Origin of the sequence: Rhodopseudomonas palustris (assembly GCF_003591005.1) — a bacterium.
GTDB classification, from domain to species: Bacteria; Pseudomonadota; Alphaproteobacteria; order Rhizobiales; family Xanthobacteraceae; genus Rhodopseudomonas; species Rhodopseudomonas palustris_K.
This window is the reverse complement of record NZ_QYYD01000009.1, coordinates 86,875-104,343: the sequence shown is the minus strand read 5'-3', so window position 1 is coordinate 104,343 and position 17,469 is coordinate 86,875. Positions and strand designations below refer to the sequence as shown.

The 17,469-nt window shown below is 64.9% G+C and carries 17 protein-coding genes; 9 read left to right on the top strand and 8 right to left on the bottom strand.

Translation table 11 applies throughout. The annotated features are described in order from the left end of the window. The first annotated feature begins 132 nt into the window (after positions 1–132). Complete coding sequence (locus tag D4Q52_RS10625; protein ID WP_119856523.1) at positions 133–1,908, top strand: B12-binding domain-containing radical SAM protein; 1,776 nt, start codon at positions 133–135, stop codon at positions 1,906–1,908. A gap of 481 nt (positions 1,909–2,389) precedes the next feature. Here the strand turns inward: D4Q52_RS10625 and D4Q52_RS10620 are convergent, their stop codons facing one another. Continuing rightward, entirely contained in the window at positions 2,390–2,674 is a 285-nt protein-coding gene (locus tag D4Q52_RS10620; protein ID WP_119856618.1) for a GIY-YIG nuclease family protein, read from the bottom strand. Between the two features lie 111 nt (positions 2,675–2,785). Here D4Q52_RS10620 and D4Q52_RS10615 point away from each other — a divergent pair, with 111 nt between their 5' ends. The 4 genes from D4Q52_RS10615 (at position 2,786) to D4Q52_RS10600 (ending at position 5,378) form a co-directional block, all read left to right on the top strand. Further along, positions 2,786–3,154, top strand: coding sequence for a hypothetical protein (locus D4Q52_RS10615; protein WP_119856522.1), 369 nt, complete (start codon positions 2,786–2,788; stop codon positions 3,152–3,154). A gap of 131 nt (positions 3,155–3,285) precedes the next feature. Further along, positions 3,286–4,215 carry an SMP-30/gluconolactonase/LRE family protein gene (locus D4Q52_RS10610; protein ID WP_119856521.1) on the top strand — a complete coding sequence of 310 codons (930 nt, stop codon included), beginning with the start codon at positions 3,286–3,288 and terminating at the stop codon, positions 4,213–4,215. Between the two features lie 156 nt (positions 4,216–4,371). Next, complete coding sequence (locus D4Q52_RS10605) at positions 4,372–5,034, top strand: GNAT family N-acetyltransferase (protein WP_234831144.1); 663 nt, start codon at positions 4,372–4,374, stop codon at positions 5,032–5,034. 59 nt (positions 5,035–5,093) lie between these two features. After that, positions 5,094–5,378, top strand: a complete 285-nt coding sequence (locus D4Q52_RS10600; RefSeq protein WP_119856617.1) for a hypothetical protein — start codon at positions 5,094–5,096, stop codon at positions 5,376–5,378. 260 nt (positions 5,379–5,638) lie between these two features. Here the strand turns inward: D4Q52_RS10600 and D4Q52_RS10595 are convergent, their stop codons facing one another. From D4Q52_RS10595 to D4Q52_RS10585, 3 genes are read right to left on the bottom strand one after another with little or no spacing between them, the layout of a single operon-like run. Beyond that, entirely contained in the window at positions 5,639–6,628 is a 990-nt protein-coding gene (locus tag D4Q52_RS10595; RefSeq protein ID WP_119856520.1) for a PDR/VanB family oxidoreductase, read from the bottom strand. A gap of 9 nt (positions 6,629–6,637) precedes the next feature. Then, on the bottom strand, positions 6,638–7,393 hold the full coding sequence (locus D4Q52_RS10590) for a GntR family transcriptional regulator (protein WP_119856519.1): 756 nt from the start codon (positions 7,391–7,393) through the stop codon (positions 6,638–6,640). Between the two features lie 3 nt (positions 7,394–7,396). Beyond that, on the bottom strand, positions 7,397–8,440 hold the full coding sequence (locus tag D4Q52_RS10585; protein WP_119856518.1) for an aromatic ring-hydroxylating dioxygenase subunit alpha: 1,044 nt from the start codon (positions 8,438–8,440) through the stop codon (positions 7,397–7,399). Between the two features lie 200 nt (positions 8,441–8,640). Here D4Q52_RS10585 and D4Q52_RS10580 point away from each other — a divergent pair, with 200 nt between their 5' ends. Beyond that, positions 8,641–9,756, top strand: a complete 1,116-nt coding sequence (locus D4Q52_RS10580; RefSeq protein ID WP_119856616.1) for a YwqG family protein — start codon at positions 8,641–8,643, stop codon at positions 9,754–9,756. Between the two features lie 304 nt (positions 9,757–10,060). On the opposite strand, the gene D4Q52_RS10575 is transcribed toward D4Q52_RS10580, so the two are convergent. The 3 genes from D4Q52_RS10575 to D4Q52_RS10565 form a co-directional block, all read right to left on the bottom strand. Further along, positions 10,061–10,903 carry an AAA family ATPase gene (locus D4Q52_RS10575; protein ID WP_119856517.1) on the bottom strand — a complete coding sequence of 281 codons (843 nt, stop codon included), beginning with the start codon at positions 10,901–10,903 and terminating at the stop codon, positions 10,061–10,063. Positions 10,904–11,031: 128 nt separating this feature from the next. After that, positions 11,032–11,286, bottom strand: a complete 255-nt coding sequence (locus D4Q52_RS10570; RefSeq protein WP_119856516.1) for a GlsB/YeaQ/YmgE family stress response membrane protein — start codon at positions 11,284–11,286, stop codon at positions 11,032–11,034. Between the two features lie 78 nt (positions 11,287–11,364). Continuing rightward, a complete protein-coding gene (locus D4Q52_RS10565; RefSeq protein ID WP_119856515.1) occupies positions 11,365–13,326 on the bottom strand; it encodes a diguanylate cyclase in 1,962 nt (653 codons plus the stop codon). A gap of 167 nt (positions 13,327–13,493) precedes the next feature. Between D4Q52_RS10565 and D4Q52_RS10560 the strand changes: the two genes are divergently transcribed. The 3 genes from D4Q52_RS10560 (at position 13,494) to sseA (ending at position 16,216) form a co-directional block, all read left to right on the top strand. After that, positions 13,494–14,669 carry a vWA domain-containing protein gene (locus D4Q52_RS10560; protein WP_119856514.1) on the top strand — a complete coding sequence of 392 codons (1,176 nt, stop codon included), beginning with the start codon at positions 13,494–13,496 and terminating at the stop codon, positions 14,667–14,669. Positions 14,670–14,756: 87 nt separating this feature from the next. Next, on the top strand, positions 14,757–15,173 hold the full coding sequence (locus D4Q52_RS10555) for a rhodanese-like domain-containing protein (RefSeq protein ID WP_119856513.1): 417 nt from the start codon (positions 14,757–14,759) through the stop codon (positions 15,171–15,173). A 185-nt stretch (positions 15,174–15,358) separates the two neighbouring features. Then, positions 15,359–16,216: a 3-mercaptopyruvate sulfurtransferase gene (sseA, locus tag D4Q52_RS10550; RefSeq protein ID WP_119856512.1), complete on the top strand. Its 858-nt coding sequence runs from the start codon at positions 15,359–15,361 to the stop codon at positions 16,214–16,216. A 15-nt stretch (positions 16,217–16,231) separates the two neighbouring features. Here sseA and D4Q52_RS10545 read toward each other — a convergent pair whose 3' ends face one another. Next, positions 16,232–17,386 carry a hypothetical protein gene (locus tag D4Q52_RS10545; RefSeq protein WP_147407781.1) on the bottom strand — a complete coding sequence of 385 codons (1,155 nt, stop codon included), beginning with the start codon at positions 17,384–17,386 and terminating at the stop codon, positions 16,232–16,234. Between the last annotated feature and the right edge of the window lie 83 nt (positions 17,387–17,469).

Genomic DNA, 17,469 nt, shown 5'->3' with positions numbered 1-17,469 from the left:
ATCGACCGTCTGCGCCTGAGCCGGCTGATTACACTTGCGGCCGCGCGTGGTTCTCGTCAGCATTCCCAACGAACTTGCTGCTACGCAGTCCGACCGGTCTGCGTTGATCACTTCGATCGCAGGGGATGGCTGGTGTCGATTGCCGAGAACCGCCAGAAGCGCCGCTTCCAATTGCTGCTGATCAAGCCGTCGCATTATGGCGACGATGGCTATGTGATCCGTTGGTGGCGCGCCACCATCCCCTCCAACTCGCTGGCGAGCGTCTACGGCATCGCGCAGGACAGCGCGGCCCGGCAGGTGCTCGGTCCTGATGTCGAGATCGACATCGAAGCGATGGACGAGTTCAACACCCGGATCGACATCCCCAAATTACTCAAGCGGTTCGCCGCCAACGGCAATTTCGGCATGGTCGGACTGATCGGCGTGCAGTCGAACCAGTATCCGCGCGCGCTCGACATTGCGCGGCCGTTCCGCGCGGCCAACATCCCGGTCGCGATCGGCGGCTTTCATGTGTCGGGGTGCCTGTCGATGCTCGACGGCAAAGCGGTCGATCTCGACGCCTGCCGCGACCTTGGCGTATCGATCTTCGCCGGCGAGGCCGAGGGGCGGATCGATGCGTTGCTGCGCGATGCGGCCAGCGGCAAATTGCAGCCGGTCTACAACTATCTCGACGATCTGCCCGGCATCGAAGGCACGCCGGTGCCGTATCTGCCGCTCGCCAACGTCAAGCGCACGCTCGGGCTGTCGACCTCATTCGATGCCGGTCGCGGCTGCCCGTATCAGTGCTCGTTCTGCACCATCATCAACGTCCAGGGCCGCAAGTCGCGCTATCGCTCGCCGGACGATGTCGAAGCGCTGGTCCGCGCCAACTGGCAGCAGGGCGTTTCGAAGTTCTTCATCACCGACGACAACTTCGCGCGCAACAAGGATTGGGAAGCGATCCTCGATCGGCTGATCTGGCTGAAGGAAGAGCAGGGCATCCCGCTCGGCCTGCTGATCCAGGTCGACACGCTGTGTCACAAGATCCCCAACTTCATCGAGAAATGCAAACGTGCCGGCGTCACCCGCGTTTTTCTCGGGCTCGAGAGCATCAACCCCGAGACGCTGCTCGCCGCCAACAAGCGGCAGAACAAGATCACCGAATATCGCGCGATGCTGCTCGCCTGGAAGGCGCAGGGCATCATCACGCTGGCCGGTTATATTCTCGGCTTCCCGGCCGATACGCCCGAAAGCATTCTGGCCGACATCGACATCATCAAGCGCGAACTGCCGATCGACATCCTGGAGTTCTTCTGCCTGACGCCGCTGCCAGGCTCGGAAGATCATCAGAAGCTGTGGAAGGCCGGGATCGCGATGGATGCCGATCTCAACAAATACGACATCGAACACGTCTGCACCGCGCATCCGAAAATGTCGCAGCAGCAGTGGGAAGCCATCTATCAGCAGGTCTGGCGGCACTACTACGAGCCGGCACACATCGAGACGCTGCTGCGCCGTGCCGGCAAGACCGGTATCAAGATGGACAGCATGGTGAAGCTGCTGCTGACTTTCTCGCTGGCGGTGTCGCTGGAGAACGTCCATCCGCTGCAGAGCGGCATCTTCCGGCTGCGGCATCCGAGCGAGCGGCGGCCCGGCCTGCCGCGCGAGAGCGCGCTGCTGTTCTGGCCGCGACTGGCGCTGGAGCTCGTGCGCAAGACCGGCGTGATCCTGTCGACGGCGTGGGGGCTTAGCAAGGTCGCCTACCGGGTGGCGCGCGATCCCAAGCGCTACGACTACATGGACGCAGCACTGACGCCGGTGACGGACGGCGACGAGACCGAGCTGGAGATGTTCACCCACACCGCCGCCGCCAAGCAGGCGGTGGCGCATCGAGCTAAGGTGCTGAGCCTGACGAAAGGCGCGGCCTGACGCCGCGTTAACGTTTGGAGCGAGATTGGCCGCCACGTTGCGCGTAGTGGCGAGCAGGTGTTGTGGGAAGCTCGGCCACTCTCACCGACATCTAGCCGCCCAGCAGGCTTGTTTGCTGATTCGCGGTGATTCGTCGCCGCTTCGTTCTTCGCGTGTTCCAGACGTTAAGATCGGCTGCGAGCAGTGTCACAGCGCGGGACAGCGATGATGTGCGGCTGAAGATCGGCGCGAGTAAGGCTCGGGAAGCTGAGAGCGGCCGCAAGCCGTGCGGTGTTAACAACTTCTCCGCGTTTCGCACTCCAGAGGAGATGCCGCGCCATGATCTCCAACATCTCGCAACCCTGATTTCCTCGACTTCTTGAGGGGGGCGACAGCCTGCATCCTGATTCGCTCCGATTCGGGCCCGCTTCGTTCCGCCGCTGTTCCAAATGTTAAGATGCGGCGGCAGCCTTGTCGCAAACCGGAACAGCTGGTCAGGAGGTCAGGCTTGCTTGGCCCGCGCCTTGGCGACCAGGCTCCGTCTAAACGCGCGATCGCGCTTGAGGTGCCATTCGCGGCTCATCGCGTCCTGACGGCAGGTGAAGCGCTCGCTGTGGATCAGCACCCAGCTGCGCCCTCGCGTCGAGCGCGCGCCGGTGCCGGCGTTGTGCTGTCCGAGCCGGCGGTCGAGATCGAGCGTCCAGCCGACATAGGTCAGGTAGCGGCCCGCGCTGGCGCAGCCGAGCACATAGACGAAACACTCTTCTTCGGCGGCGATCTCTTGCATCGGGCGAATCTCGCATGACGCCGCGAGTCCGGCAACCCGCCGCGGCATGCGGGCGTTGACAGCACTCGGCGAAAGCCGCTTGCTGGCCTGCAATCAAGCATGGAGAGACCGATGATCTGCAGAGCCCTGGCGTGGACGATGGCGACGGCGCTGCTCGGCAGCACCGCGGCGCTGGCGCAGGACGTTCCTGGCATCGAGATCTGCACCGTCGAGAAGACCATGGAGCGGCGCACCAGCTGCCTGCAGAGCAATGTCGACTTCCTGAAGAAGTCGCTCGACAAGGCGCGGCTCGAACAGCAGCAGAAGCTCGATGCGGCCAACCGTCAGATCGAGGCGCTGAAGACCGCGCTGGCGGCGATGCAGAAGAGCGTCGAGCAATTGCAGGCGCCGCCGAAAAAGCCGGAGCCGGCTGCGCCGGCCCAGGCCGCGCCTAAGGATGCGGCCAAGGATGCGCCTCCGGCCAAGACTGACGCGAAGTAATAACCGCGCGTGCCGTTCCACGGAATTCCGCAACGGCGCTCTGCTTGGCTTCGCCTGCCGACATGCCTAACATCCCGGCCAACTCGGCGCGGGATGCATCCGCCCGGCAACAACAACCATCGGGAGGATTCATGTCCAACATCCGCGTACTCGCCACTGATCTCGCTTTCCCTGAAGGCCCGGTGGTGATGGCCGATGGCTCGGTGGTGCTGGTCGAGATCCGGGCGCAGCAGCTGACGCGGGTCTGGCCCGACGGCCGCAAGGAAGTCGTCGCGAAGATTCCGGGCGGCCCGAACGGCGCCGCGCTCGGGCCGGACGGCAAGATGTACATCTGCAATAACGGCGGGTTTGGCTGGTTTCCGTCACGCGGCACGATGATGCCGGGCGCGCCGGCCGCGCACGAATACATCGGCGGCTCGATCCAGCGCGTCGATCTGCAGAGCGGCGCGGTGGAAACGCTGTTCGACACATGCGGCGAGCATCCGCTGAAGGGGCCGAACGACCTCGTCTTCGACAAGCACGGCGGGCTGTGGTTCACCGATCTCGGCAAGCGCCGCGCCCGCGACATGGACGTCGGCGCGGCTTACTACATCAAGCCTGGCATGAGCGAGATCACCGAGCAGGTGTTCGGCACGCTGCCGCTCAACGGCATCGGCCTGTCGCCGGACGAGACCACGATGTACGCGGCCGAAACCCCGACGGCGCGGTTGTGGGCTTACGACATCTCTGCGCCGGGCGAGGTCAGGCCGCGCGACGTGATCTATCGCGGCGAGAAGGGCAAACCGATCGCCGGCCTCGGCGGCTATCAGATGTTCGATTCGCTGGCGGTCGAAGCCGGCGGCAATGTCTGCGTCGCGACGCTCGTCTCCGGCTGCATCTCGGTGATCGCGCCGGACGGCACGCTGGTCGAGCAGGTGGAGACCGGCGACCGCGTCACCACCAACATCGCATTCGGCGGCCCCGAACTGAAAACGGCCTACATCACGCTGTCCGGCAAGGGCGAACTCATCGCCATGGACTGGCCGCGCGGCGGCCTGCCGCTCAATTTCTTGAACAAGTAAGCGGTTGTCGACGAGCCACTACGACTGCTTCGTCATGCCCGGGCTTGTCCCGGGCATCCACGCCTTGCAGCGATGCGCCGAAAAAGACGTGGATGGCCGGGACAAGCCCGGCCATGACGGCTAAGTTGAGCGCCTCATCAACAAGGAAGCGCGCAGATGCCCTGGCTCGAACCCGTCACCCTCAGCGGACCGCACGCGACGCTGGAGCCTCTGCAGCCGGCTCACCGCGACGGGCTGATCGAGGCCGTGCAGGACGGCGAGCTGTGGAAGCTGTGGTACACGTTCATCCCGGAGCCCGCCAAGATGGAGGCGGAAATCGCGCGCCGCCTGGCGCTGCAGGCGCAAGGTGCAATGCTGCCGTGGACGGTGCGCGATGCGGACGGCCGCATCGCCGGCATGACCACCTACATGAATGTCGACGCCGCCAACCGCAGGGTCGAAATCGGCTCGACCTGGTATGCATCGCGCGTCCAGCGCACCGGGCTGAACACGCAATGCAAGCTGCTGCTGCTGAGGCACGCATTCGAGGCGCTGGACTGTATCGCGGTGGAGTTCCGTACTCACTTTTTCAATCATCAATCCCGCCGCGGTATCGAACGGCTCGGCGCCAAGCAGGACGGAATTCTGCGTAACCATCAGATCGCGCCGAACGGGACGCTGCGTGACACGGTGGTGTACTCGATCATCGCGCCGGAGTGGCCGACCGTGAAAGCGCATCTGAACTATCAGCTGGCGGAGAAGCCGCGGTCGGCCAGCCGGGTTCCCTGTGATCTCTTTCAGACTGCTAACTGCTTGCTGAGCCAAAGGGTGATCGGCTAAGCTCGGCTGGTTTGATTTACATCATTTCGGGGCCGGGCCGGCTCCGCCATGCTGCGACGATGCCGTTCTACCGCTTTCATGTCTGCGATCCGATCAACCGCGTCGATGGCCCGGGCCACGACGGGGCGGCTCTGGCTGACGACATCGACGCGACGCTGTTCGCGGCCGGCGTGATCCAACGGCTGATCCAACTGCAACCGACCGTGCCCAAAACCTGGGCGATCGAGATCATGCAAGACCACCGCCGCGTCTGCGCGCTGCCGTTCGACAAAGGCTGCCAGGTCATGCTGCGCCCCGAATGGGTGTGCGACCAGCCGACGGATGTGCACGAGGGGTGGCGCTGAGCGCCTCGATTCATCGAAGCGCGTCCTAACCTCTCCCCGCGCGCGGGGAGAGGTCGACCCGGCAGAGCGAAGCGAAGCCGGGGCGGGTGAGGGGGCGCGTCCGCGAGCCTGAGCCTTCAATATCTTGTACGATATCGATGAATAGGGTGGGCAGCTCGGCTGCGTGGAAACGCCCCCTCATCCCACCCTTCTCCCGCGCGCGGGGAGAAGGAACTGGCCCTGCCCGGGGAGGGGTTACTTCGTTCCAGAACGTAAAGGGCTTACGCCGCCACGCCCGGCAGTTCATCCGCCCGGTACAGCGTATCGATCGTCACCGTTCCATTCGCGCGCGATACGCAGGGGCAGATCTTGCCGTTGTGCTGCTTCTGCTCGGCGCTGAAGAACACGTCGCGGTGGTCGATCTCGCCGTCGACACGGGCGACGTCGATCGCGCAGACGCCGCATTCGCCGCGCTGGCAATCCGAGATCACCTCGAAGCCGGCGGCGTTGAGGACGTCGAGCATCGAGCGATCGCGCGGCACCAGGATTTCCTGCCCGGTGGTCTCGATCCGGATGCGGAATTCACGGGTCGGCAAGCGGCCGCTTGAGCCGAAGGTCTCGAAGCAGAGATCGCTGGCCAGGCGGCCGGCGTCGGCCCAGGCGTGCTTGGCAGCCTCGAGCATCCGCAGGGGGCCGCATACCACGGCGATCGCATCGGTCGGCAAGGCCGCGAAGGTGGCCGCGAGGTTCAGCCGCGCGCCCTGTGAACTGGCGTGAAGGGTGAAGCGGTCGCCGAGCAAGGCGCTCAACTCATCATGCAGCGCGGCGTCCTCGCGCGACTTCGCTGCGTAGTGCATCGACAGGCCGACGCCCTTGCGGGCCAGCGCCGCGGCGATGCCGAGCATCGGCGTCACGCCGATGCCGCCGGCGATCAGGCAGTAATGCTGCCGGCTCCAGTCGATCTCGAACAGCGAGGTCGGGTTGGTGATCTCCAGGCGGCCGCCCGGCTGCAGCGCCCACATCGCGCGCGATCCGCCGCGGCTGTCGTCGGCGAGGCGCACGGCAATGCGCAGCAGGCCATCCGCACACGGGATCAGCGAGTAGCTGCGCCGCTCCGGCTGGCCGTCGATCAGCACCGCGACGCTGATGTGGCTGCCCGGCGCCCAATTGGCCGCCGGCAGGTCCGGCTTCAGCGTGATCTCGCGAACGGTCGACGACAGATCGCGCGTCGCGACGACGGTGGCGTGGCTCCAGTGCTCGGCGAAACGCATGCGAGGCTCCTATCTGTCCGCCGCCGAGGTCACCAGCGTCAGCGCCGGCAACAGATCGAGATGCGTGCGGTTGCGTAGCGCCAGCCGCAGATTGCGCACCGCGAGCCGCGCGTGCTCGCGCATCACCGCCTCGGCGCGGCCGCCTTCGCGGTTCTCGATCGCATCGACCACGATGCGGTGGTGATCCTGCGCGATCATCAGGATCTGATGCGCCTCCGGCAGCGCCGACTGCGCCATCACGAACGCGCTCGGCGAAGCGAAGGGCAGGGCGGCGACGCGGTCGATCTGCCGCATCACCGGGCCACTCCCGGAGAGTTCGTTGAGCAGCGCATGGAAGCGCGCGTTCAAGGACACGTAGGACGAGAACGCTTCGACCGAGATCGGGTCCTGCTTCACCAACAGATCGATGTCGGCGAGACATTCCTTCAGCGGCTCGAGCTGCCGCGCACTGGCGCCGCGCTCGGCGGCGAAGCGGGCGGCGAGGCCTTCCATCGTGCCGCGCAGCTCGATCGAGTCGAGGATGTCGCGCTCGGAAAACGCCTTGACCATGAAGCCGCCGGACGGGATCGCCTGCAGCAGGCCTTCGTCCTCGAGCCGCACCAGCGCCATTCGCACCGGCGTGCGCGACACCCCGGTGATCTCGACCGCCTGCAGTTCGGAGATCCGTTCGCCGGCGCGAAGCTGGCCGGACAGCACCATGTCGCGCAGCGCCAGCTGCGCCCGCACGGTCTGCGACATCGAGCGGTCGGCGACCTTGTCGTTCATCGCCTACTCCGCAGCCTGCAGCCGTGGTGCGGCTTCCTGCGCTGCCATCCGGTCGATCAGCTTGCGCGACCACATCGCGCCGGCGTCGATGTTGAGGTTGTAGAAGACGCGGTCCGGGTTTTCGCTGATCGCGCGCTGCTGCGCTTCGAGAATGAGCTCGTCCTCGCCGAAAATGCCGGCGACGCCGTCGCGGATCTCGGTGGTGAGGCGCTGCTCGGTGAGCCGGTAGTTACGCACGAACGCCCAGAAGTAGTGGCAGGTCGTCTCGGTCTCCGGCGTCATGGTGTTGAGCACGAAGCCGTTGACGCCCTGCGAACGATCGCCTTCCGGCGCACCACTTCCCGCAGGAGCGACGCCGACGTCGATCGTCACCGTGCCGGGCGCCTCGAAGCGGATGATCTGCCAGCGGTCGACCAGGCCGGGCTTGCGCAGCTGCGCGGCCCAGAACGGCGGAGCCTCGATGCCGCGCATCCAACGCGTCACCGTCACGGTGCGATCACCATGGGTGACGTCGAACGGCGCCTCGGCCACCGCCTCGTTGCCGATCGAGGAGCCGTGTACGTAAGTCTCGTGGGTGAGGTCCATCAGATTGTCGACCACCAGCCGCCAGTCGCATTTGACGTGGATGGTCTTGCCGTCGCCGGCCCAGGCCGGATCGTCGTTCCAGTGCATGTCCGGCACCAGCGCCGGATCGGCCAGCGTCGGGTCGCCCATCCACAGCCAGATGAAGCGATGCCGCTCGACCACCGGATAGCTACGCACGCAGGCCGACGGGTTGATCGTCTCTTGCGACGGCATGTAGGTGCAGCGGCCCTGCGGGTTGTACTTCAGGCCGTGATAGCCGCAGACCACGGTGTCGCCTTCGAGCCGCCCCTTGGATAGCGGCACCAGCCGGTGCCAGCACGCGTCTTCGAGCGCGGCGACCGTGCCGTCGGCCTTGCGATACATCACGACGTGCTTGCCACAGATCGTGCGCGGCAACAGCGCGTGCTTGATATCGGCGTCCCACGCCGCCGCATACCAGGCGTTGAGCGGAAAAGCAGGCATCACGGCCTCCCTGACAGTCGTTCTTATTCTGAGTTCAGATTGTATACCAAAATCGCGGGACAGCAAGTCTGTTCCAGTTAAAAAGGTAGTTTGATACTTATTCTTGTATACCATCAACGAGCCGACAGTCGAAAGGAACATCCCGACTTGGCCTGCTGGGCGGTCTGCTCGTTCGATGCGTCTCCAACATGGGGGCCGCGATGACCGATCTCGAAACATTGGACGATGCCGCGCTCGTCGCCGCATGGTTCGACAGCCTGCCGCGCGACGAAGAAATCGAGCACGTCGGCGCCTACAACCGCCGCTTTCAAGAGAGAGCCCGACAGCGAGGCAGGATCGTGCAGGTCCTGCGCAGCCGAGGCGGGGCGTCGTTACGAGGGCTGCTCGAACATGCAGATCCAACCGTGGCCAAGGCCGCCACGCTGGCCTTGGAGCAGCCGGACGGTCCGCTACCGGCGCAAGTGCCGCCGTTGCCGCCGGAGCATCCGGCGTTCTGGATGATCCGCAATCCTCCGCCTCCGGCCTTGTCGGCGGCGGAGATCGCACATCGGCTCGGCAAAATCCTGCCCGATCACACCGACGCGCTGCTTCGCTGCTTGCGACCCGCTATCGGTCTATGGCCGCAAGCTGAACGACCGGATGCACCGGTGGACGGTTCACGCCTCGGCGGAATGCCTTATGCGCCGCCCGGGTGGGACTGGCCCGTCGCGGCGGGCGAGCCGATGCTGTTCATCGGTCAGATCAACTGCGCAGACGTGCAAGGCCTGCCGGGCGCCGAGGTATTACCGCATCGCGGCCTGTTGTCGTTGTTCGCTGATCACGACACCGCGATGGGCTGCTTGCTCACCGGGCAGGGCGGCGCTGTGTATCATTGGCCTGATACGGACGGCCTCGTGCCGGCCGAGCCGCCGCTGAAGGTCCTGATGCAGCTCGCGCGGGCCGAACTGCTGTTCAGGCCGATGTTCGATCTACCCGATCCGAACAGCAGCATCATCTCCGCGATCCTCCCCGACCGGGAGCATCTAGGCGTCTATGAGAGCTTTTGCCGCGAAATGACCACCTACGGTATGCCCGAGGCATGGAGCGGCGCGAGCGGCAGCAAGCTGCTCGGCTGGCCGGACCTTCTGCAGGACGAGGACTTTGCACTCGACGAGCCATTCGTCGGCTATCGGCTGCTGCTGCAACTCGACAGTTATACCAACGGCCAGGATTTCGTGGATTGGGGGCCCGGTGGCTATCTTTACTACTTCCTCAGCGGCCAAGCGTTCGCACAGCAGCGCTGGGACGCGGCCGAGCTCGCGATGCAGTGCACGTAACGGCTACGCGACCGCGCAAACCAATTCGGACTCGACGGGCGCCCGCTGCGCAAGCGCCCCGGAATGACTGGGACTGGAATAAGTAACAAGCATTTCGTTCGTCATTCCGGGATGCGCCGCGCAGCAGCGCAGGCCCGGAATCGATACTCCCCGTCCTAACTGTGAGGCACGAAGGCCGAGCGGCTGTGCAATAAAGCGAGCACCGACGGTGGATTCCGGGTTCGCGCTACGCGTGCCCCGGAATGCCGGGTCGAGAGGCAGTCAGTGTTGCAGGGCAGCGCCGTGCAAGGGGCAACGGCCGCCCTTACACTTCCCGCCGGCTCAGGAACGCGAGCCGCTCGAAAAGGTGAACGTCCTGTTCGTTCTTCAAGAGCGCGCCGTGCAGCGGCGGGATCAGTTTGCGCGGGTCGCGTTCCTTCAGCTGCTCCGGCGTCATTTCCTCGTTGAGCAGCAGCTTCAACCAGTCGAGCAGTTCGGAGGTCGACGGCTTCTTCTTCAAGCCTGGCACATCGCGGACTTCGAAGAAGATTTTGAGGGCTTCCGCCACCAGCCGCTGCTTGATGCCGGGGAAGTGCACGTCGACGATGGCCTGCATCGTGTCGGCATCGGGGAACTTGATGTAGTGGAAGAAGCAACGGCGCAGGAAGGCGTCGGGCAGCTCCTTCTCGTTGTTCGAAGTGATCACCACGATCGGCCGCTTCTCGGCGCGGATGGTTTCGCCGGTCTCGTAGACGTGGAATTCCATCCGGTCGAGTTCGAGCAGCAGGTCGTTCGGGAATTCGATGTCGGCCTTGTCGATTTCGTCGATCAGCAGCACCGGACGTTGCGCGTGCGTGAAGGCATCCCAGAGCTTGCCGCGCTTGATGTAGTTCTTGATGTCCGAGACGCGCGGATCGCCGAGCTGGCTGTCGCGCAGGCGCGAAACGGCATCGTATTCGTACAGGCCCTGTTGCGCCTTGGTGGTGGACTTGATGTGCCAAGTCAGCAGCGGGGCGCCGAGCGCTCGCGCGACTTCCTCGGCCAAGACGGTCTTGCCGGTGCCGGGCTCGCCTTTCACCAAGAGCGGCCGTTCGAGCACGATCGCCGCGTTGACGGCGACCTTGAGGTCGTCGGTCGCCACATAGTCCTTGGTGCCGGTGAACTTCATGCGTTTCTGCCTCGTCTGTGATCAGGCGGCGCGCGCCATTCTTGTTGTTTATTGTTTGCTTGTCGGGTCCTGGATGTGGTCGCCCCCGGCGCTGCGACCTGACGAGAGCAGCGCCGGGGGCTTGCGTATCAGGCTCTGCGGATCATGGCCAGCAGCACCAGCACGATCACTGCGCCGATGGCGGCGTTGATGATCGCCCGAAAGATGCCGGTGCCGAGTGAGACGCCGAGGAACGGCAGCAGCCACCCGGCAACGACGGCGCCGACAATGCCGACGGCCATATTGCCGATCAGCCCGAAGCCGCCACCGCGCACCAATAGGCCTGCCAGCCAGCCGGCGATTGCGCCCACCAGAAGCCAAATGATGATGGAATCGATACCCATGGAAGATCCCCCTCGATCCTGAGCATGCGGGCAATGCGCCGCAGCACGCCGACTTTACGGGAAACCAGCCCGCAGGGTCTAGGCGTTTGGAACTTGACCGCGCGGGCTCGTCGTCGTCGTCGGGCCTGGAGCTTCGTCCGGAACCAGCGGAGTCGCATCGTCTACCTGGACGACCGCCGCGATGCTGCGATTCCGCCCGCTGCGCTTGGCTTGATACAATGCCATGTCGGCGTCGCGGACCAGCTTCGCTGGGTCGTTCATCGCGGCGGTCCGGCTGGCTACGCCGATGCTGACGGTCAGATAACCGGCAGGAGAGGCGGGATTTGCGAGGCCCAACTGACGAACCGCGCGGCGAACTTGTTGGGCCAGACGCATCGCGGCTTCGATATCGCTGCCGGGGAGCACGATGGCGAATTCCTCGCCGCCATAGCGGGCCGCGTGGCCGCCGGATTCGGCGGCCGCGGCTGCCAGCAGTGAACCGATCAGTTTTAGACCCTGGTCGCCCGCCTGATGGCCCAGACAGTCGTTGAAGCCTTTGAAGTAGTCGACGTCGATCATCACCACCGACAGCTGAAGACTGGTCTTGAACGCAGCCTCGAGGAACTCCTCGTGGGCGCGGCGGTTCGGCAAACCCGTCAGGCCGTCAGTCCGGGCCAGTTCCGTCAGGCGGCAATTCAGCGCATCGACCTCGTCTTCAACCGCCTTGCGACGCGTGACGTCGCGCAGCGTGCAGACGATATGGTTACCCGGTCTGCCGTTCTGACGCGTGAAGCGGAAATTCGCCTCCAGCCAGATCAGCGTGCCATCGGTGCGCTCCATGCGGAATTCGGCCCGCAGCCCGTCGCGGGAATTCGCGAGATGCTTGCCCATCGCGCGCAGGCCGGCGACATCGTCCGGATACAGCATGTCCATGCAAGGACGGCCGACCATCTCGTCGGGAGTGAAGCCGAGCACCCCCTCGGCGGATTCCGAGACGAAACTCACAACGCCGTGGTCGTCGAGTAACACGACGACGTCGGCGATATTGGCGTCGATCAGGCGGTGGCGGGCGTCGCGCTCACGCAGAATTGCATCGAAACGCTGGCGGTTGCGCAATTGCCCGGCGAGCACGGCAGCTAACAGCACGATACAGGCGAGCATCGCGGTGGCGACCACCGTATCCGACCGGACGCCTTCCCGCCATCGGGCCAAGACCGAGTCTTCGGTGCGGGCCACCGTCACCACCAGTGGATAGCGCTGCACGCGTTCATAGGCGTAGTACTTGACCAGGCCGTCGAACGGGGACTGCTCCAGGCTGTAGCCTTTCGGGCTGTGCGGAAGCAATTCGCGGAGCAGCACGGAATTGGCGAGGTCCCTGCCTTCCATTGCGGCCGGCCAGCGGATCATGACCCTGCCGTCGTCTGCGGCGAGCGTGATCGCCCCGTCGCGGCCGAGATCGAGAGTTTTGTAGAAGGCGGTGAAATAGTCGCGTTCGATGGTCGCGAGCACGACGCCGCCGAAGCTGCCGTCGGCGTTGTCGATACGCCGCGTCAATGCGATGATCGGCCGCCCTGAATGTCGCGACAGGATCGGCCCGGTGATTTGCAGTGCCTTGGCCGCGCTGTCGCGATGATGAATGAAGTACTCTCGATCTGCGTTGTTGAACGAAGGCGGCGATGCCAGTGAGGCGTAGCGAAGATCGCCGTCGCGGTCGAGAATCATCAGGTCACTGATCTGATCGAGCTTGTCGACAATTTCGCGCAGCCGGGCATCGAATTTCTGGCGGTCAGGAAGGGTCTGCTGGCGCACGGACGTGACAACATCGTCGATCGCGATGTCGATGGTCTGAAACGTGTGCGAGGCGTGTTCCGCCAGCGAGTGTGCCAGATTTCGCAACTCGGTCTCGCTTTGCGCGATGGCGTTCTGTCGGGCTTCGTAGCCTTTCCAGACAACGAGGCCGAGAACGCAGGCGCTCAGGGCGAGCACGAAAAGGGTCACGACCAGAATCGGCGTCGTCAGCCGACCGGTCAAACTCGGCGATCTGGTGTTGCGGGCGTTCATCGGCGCGTCGGGTTATCTGCGCCTCCACACCTGCACAGCTTTACTTACCCAACCCATAATCGGATTGTTCCGTTTGACGGCATTCCGGGTTCCGCCGACTGTTTTCAACAGCCGGCGGCCCGGCCTGTACCCTTGACGCCCGGCACCACTCGGGCAATCTGTCGTTCATGTTCCTTCAGTTCTTCACGTCGCTGCGCGACGCCCAGGTGCCGGTCACTCTCCGCGAATATCTGACCTTGATGGCGGCGCTCGACGCCGACCTCGCGGATCAGAGCGTAGAGAATTTTTACTATTTGTCGCGGGCCGCCCTGGTCAAAGACGAGCGCAACCTCGACAAGTTCGACCGGGTGTTCGGGGCCACCTTCAAGGGCTTGGAAAACCTCCTCGACGCGATGGAGAAGGCTGAGATCCCGGCCGAGTGGCTGAAGAAGCTGGCCGAGAAGTATCTCACCGAGGAAGAGAAAAAGCAGATCGAGGCGATGGGCTGGGACAAGCTCATGGAGACGCTGAAGAAGCGCCTCGAGGAGCAGAAGAAGCGCCATCAGGGCGGCAACAAATGGATCGGCACCGCCGGCACGTCGCCGTTCGGGGCCGAGGGCTACAATCCGGAAGGCGTGCGGATCGGCCAGGAGAAGAGCCGCCACCAGCGCGCCGTCAAAGTCTGGGACAAGCGCGAGTTCAAGGATCTCGACGGCAATGTCGAACTCGGCATCCGCAACATCAAGGTTGCGCTGCGCCGGCTACGCAAGTTCGCCCGCACCGGCGCGCCCGACGAACTCGATCTCGACACCACGATCCGCGAGACCGCCAATCACGGCTATCTTGACGTTCATATGCGGCCGGAGCGGCGCAACGCCGTCAAGGTGCTGGTGTTCTTCGACATCGGCGGGTCGATGGATTCGCATATCGCGCAGGTCGAGGAGCTGTTCTCGGCGGCGAAGAGCGAGTTCAAGCACATGGAGTACTTCTACTTCCACAACTGCCTCTATGAGGGAGTCTGGAAGCAGAACAAGCGCCGCTTCACCGACCGCACCCCGACCTGGGACGTGCTGCACAAGTTCCCGCACGACTACAAGGTTGTGTTCGTCGGCGACGCCTCGATGAGCCCATATGAAATCATGGTGCCGGGCGGCTCGGTCGAGCACGTCAACGAGGAGGCCGGCTCGGTCTGGCTCGACCGCGTGCTGCGCACCTATCCGCATGCGGTGTGGCTCAACCCGGTGGCGCAGCGGCATTGGGACTATTCGGAATCGACCACGATCATTCGCCGCCTGTTCTCCGAGCGGATGTATCCGATCACGATCGAGGGCCTCGAAGGCGCGATGCGCGAGTTGGTGCGGTGAGGCAGCATTGCGCCGTCATTGCGGACTCGCGAAGCGCGCGCCGCGGGATGACCCAGCGATAAGACAAGAAACTGACAGGGAAGAACCATGCCCCAGACCATCACCCGCGGCATCAAGGCCATGGTCGACGAGGCCAACGCCACGATCGAGACGCTGACCACCGCCGACGCGATCGCGCTCCACAATTCGGGCGCCGAGGACGTGGTGATCGTCGACATCCGCGATCCGCGCGAGATCGAGCGTGACGGCAAGATCCCCGGATCGTTTTCCTGCACGCGCGGCATGCTGGAATTCTGGATCGATCCGCAAAGCCCTTACGCCAAACCGATCTTCCAGCAGGACAAGAAATTCGTGTTCTACTGCGCCGGCGGCCTGCGCTCGGCGCTGGCCGCCAAGACCGCGCATGACATGGGCCTCAAGCCGGTGGCCCATATCGACGGCGGGTTCGGCGCCTGGCGTGACGCCGGCGGGCCGGTGGAGGCATGGATGCCGAAGAAGAAGTGATCGGCAAGGGTCTGGGCGGGTGTCCTATCCATAGTGCTCCGGTCCACGGACTATCGAGGCACTTGCTTCCAACGTCATTGCGAGCGAAGCGAAGCAATCCAGCTTCGTGTTCGGTGCTGGACTGTTCGTCGCTGCTTCTCGCAATGACGAGCCAAGTTGGTCTTTGATCGCATCCGAGGTTATCCATGACCGATTTTACCGATCCGCTGGTGTCGACCGAATGGCTCGCGGCGCGGCTGGGCGATCCCTCCATTAAGGTGCTGGACGCGTCGTTCAAGATGCCAGGGGTGATGCCACGGCCAGGCGACGATTATCTCGCCGCCCACATCCCCGGGGCGGTATACTTCGACGTCGAGGACGTCTGCGACGCCAGCAATCCGCTGCCGCATATGTATCCGGACGGCGCGCAGTTCGCGCGTGATGTCGCCGCGATGGGCGTCTCCACGGGCGACACCGTCGTGATCTACGACGCCGGCGGCTGGGTCGCGGCGCCGCGCGCATGGTGGATGTTTCTGTCGTTCGGTTACGACAACGTCCGCATTCTCGACGGCGGTTTGAAGAAATGGCAGGCGGAAGGACGGCCGACCGAGAGCGGCAAGCCTTCGCCGGCTCCCGGCAATTTCACCGCGACGCTCGATCCAAGCTACTTGCGCAGCAAGCCGCAGCTGGTCGCCAATCTCGACAGCGCGGCCGAGCAGGTGATCGACGCGCGTGCCGCCGATCGCTTCGAGGGTCGCGTCCCGGAGCCCCGCCCGGGGCTGCGCGCAGGGCATATCCCGGGCAGCCGGAACGTACCCTACAACGAGCTGTTCGATGCCTCGACGGGCCTGATGAAGTGCCCTGATGAGCTACGCGCGGCGTTCGAACGCGCCGGCGTGACGCTCGACCAGCCGATTGTGACCAGCTGCGGCTCCGGCGTCTCGGCCGCCGTGCTGACGCTGGCGCTGTACCGGCTCGGCGTCCGCGGCAGCGCGCTGTATGACGGTTCCTGGTCGGAGTGGGGAGCGGCCGACGGTCCGCCGATTGCGGTCGGGCCCGCTTAGTTAGAGAACGCGTCCTCAGGTCGGCGGAAAGCCGAACGGCGACATCGGCGCCATCGCCGGCCGTGCAAAAACCGGAGCTGGCCTGCGCACTTCTGATTGGCGGCGGCGTTTGACCTTGCGTTTCGCCTGCGGCCGCTTGGCGGCCTTCGGTCTGGTCGCGGACGGCGTCTCGGCCTTCTGCTTCGGCGACGTGATCGAAGATGTCGTTTCCGGTGCGTCGGGCTGCACCGCCTGCTCCAGCGCCGTCTCTGAAGAGCTTGGCTGATCCGAGCTGCTGGTGGCCGGCTTGGCCGGTCCCCGCGGATCGCGCCGCGGCGTCGGGATCGGGCCGGTCAAGGCAGCTACCTCAGGCAGTGCCTCGCCGCTCTCGCTCTTTGCCGCCTCTGTTCCAGCCGGCACGGCCGTCGCACCAGCCGCTGGCTGATCGGACTGTTCGTTTTGTGCGACAGGCGCCAGCTTCGCAGCCTCCGCCGGAGTGTCGTCAGGCTTGCGTGGCTCAGACGTAGCAGCGGTCTGGGCGGGCGTCGCATTGGCGGAGGGCGCTGCGCTGGGCACTGTTGCGCCAGCAGGAGCTGGCTCGGTCGCAGTGTCCGGCGCCGCCCGATCGGACTTCGTGGGCTCTGCAGACGGCAGCTCCACGGCGGCGGCCGTCGGCAGGGTCGCGCTGGACTGCTGCGAAGGCTTGTCCGCAACGGCCGGCGCCGCGGAGGGAGCGGTTGCGACAGGCTCCGGCGCGGCAGCGTTCGGCACTGCTTCAGATGTCTGAGCCGGCGGCGTTGACTCGTCATGGCGCACTGCCGGCTGCGCATTGAGCGAGATCGGATCTTGCGCAGGTGTCGCCGATTCCGCCGCAGGAGCTGTCGATACAGCAGCCGGCGCTTGCGGGTCGTTCGTCGGCTCGACGCGCAGCATGCTCAGCGTCGGCATCGGCGGTTCGGCGGGACGGGCCGCAAGCAGGACCGGGGCCGGGCGCACCGTCATGACATTGGCGAATTGCTCGTGGGAGGCGCGCAGCAGGGCCGCAGCGCCGAGCCCGAACACCAGCATCGAGACCGCCAGCGCAACCGCCGCAAACAGAAACCGGATTCCGGGGAGCATCTCGGGTTCATTCCATCTTCGGGCGACGAGCGGACCGAAGGCACTTGAGCAACAACAACGCGGCGACAGCACTCGCTGGGACCGACCGGCGCCGTGGAGGGCGCCGCGAATCACAGCAAATCGAGAATAGCCCAACGGGTTTGTGGCCGGCCGCC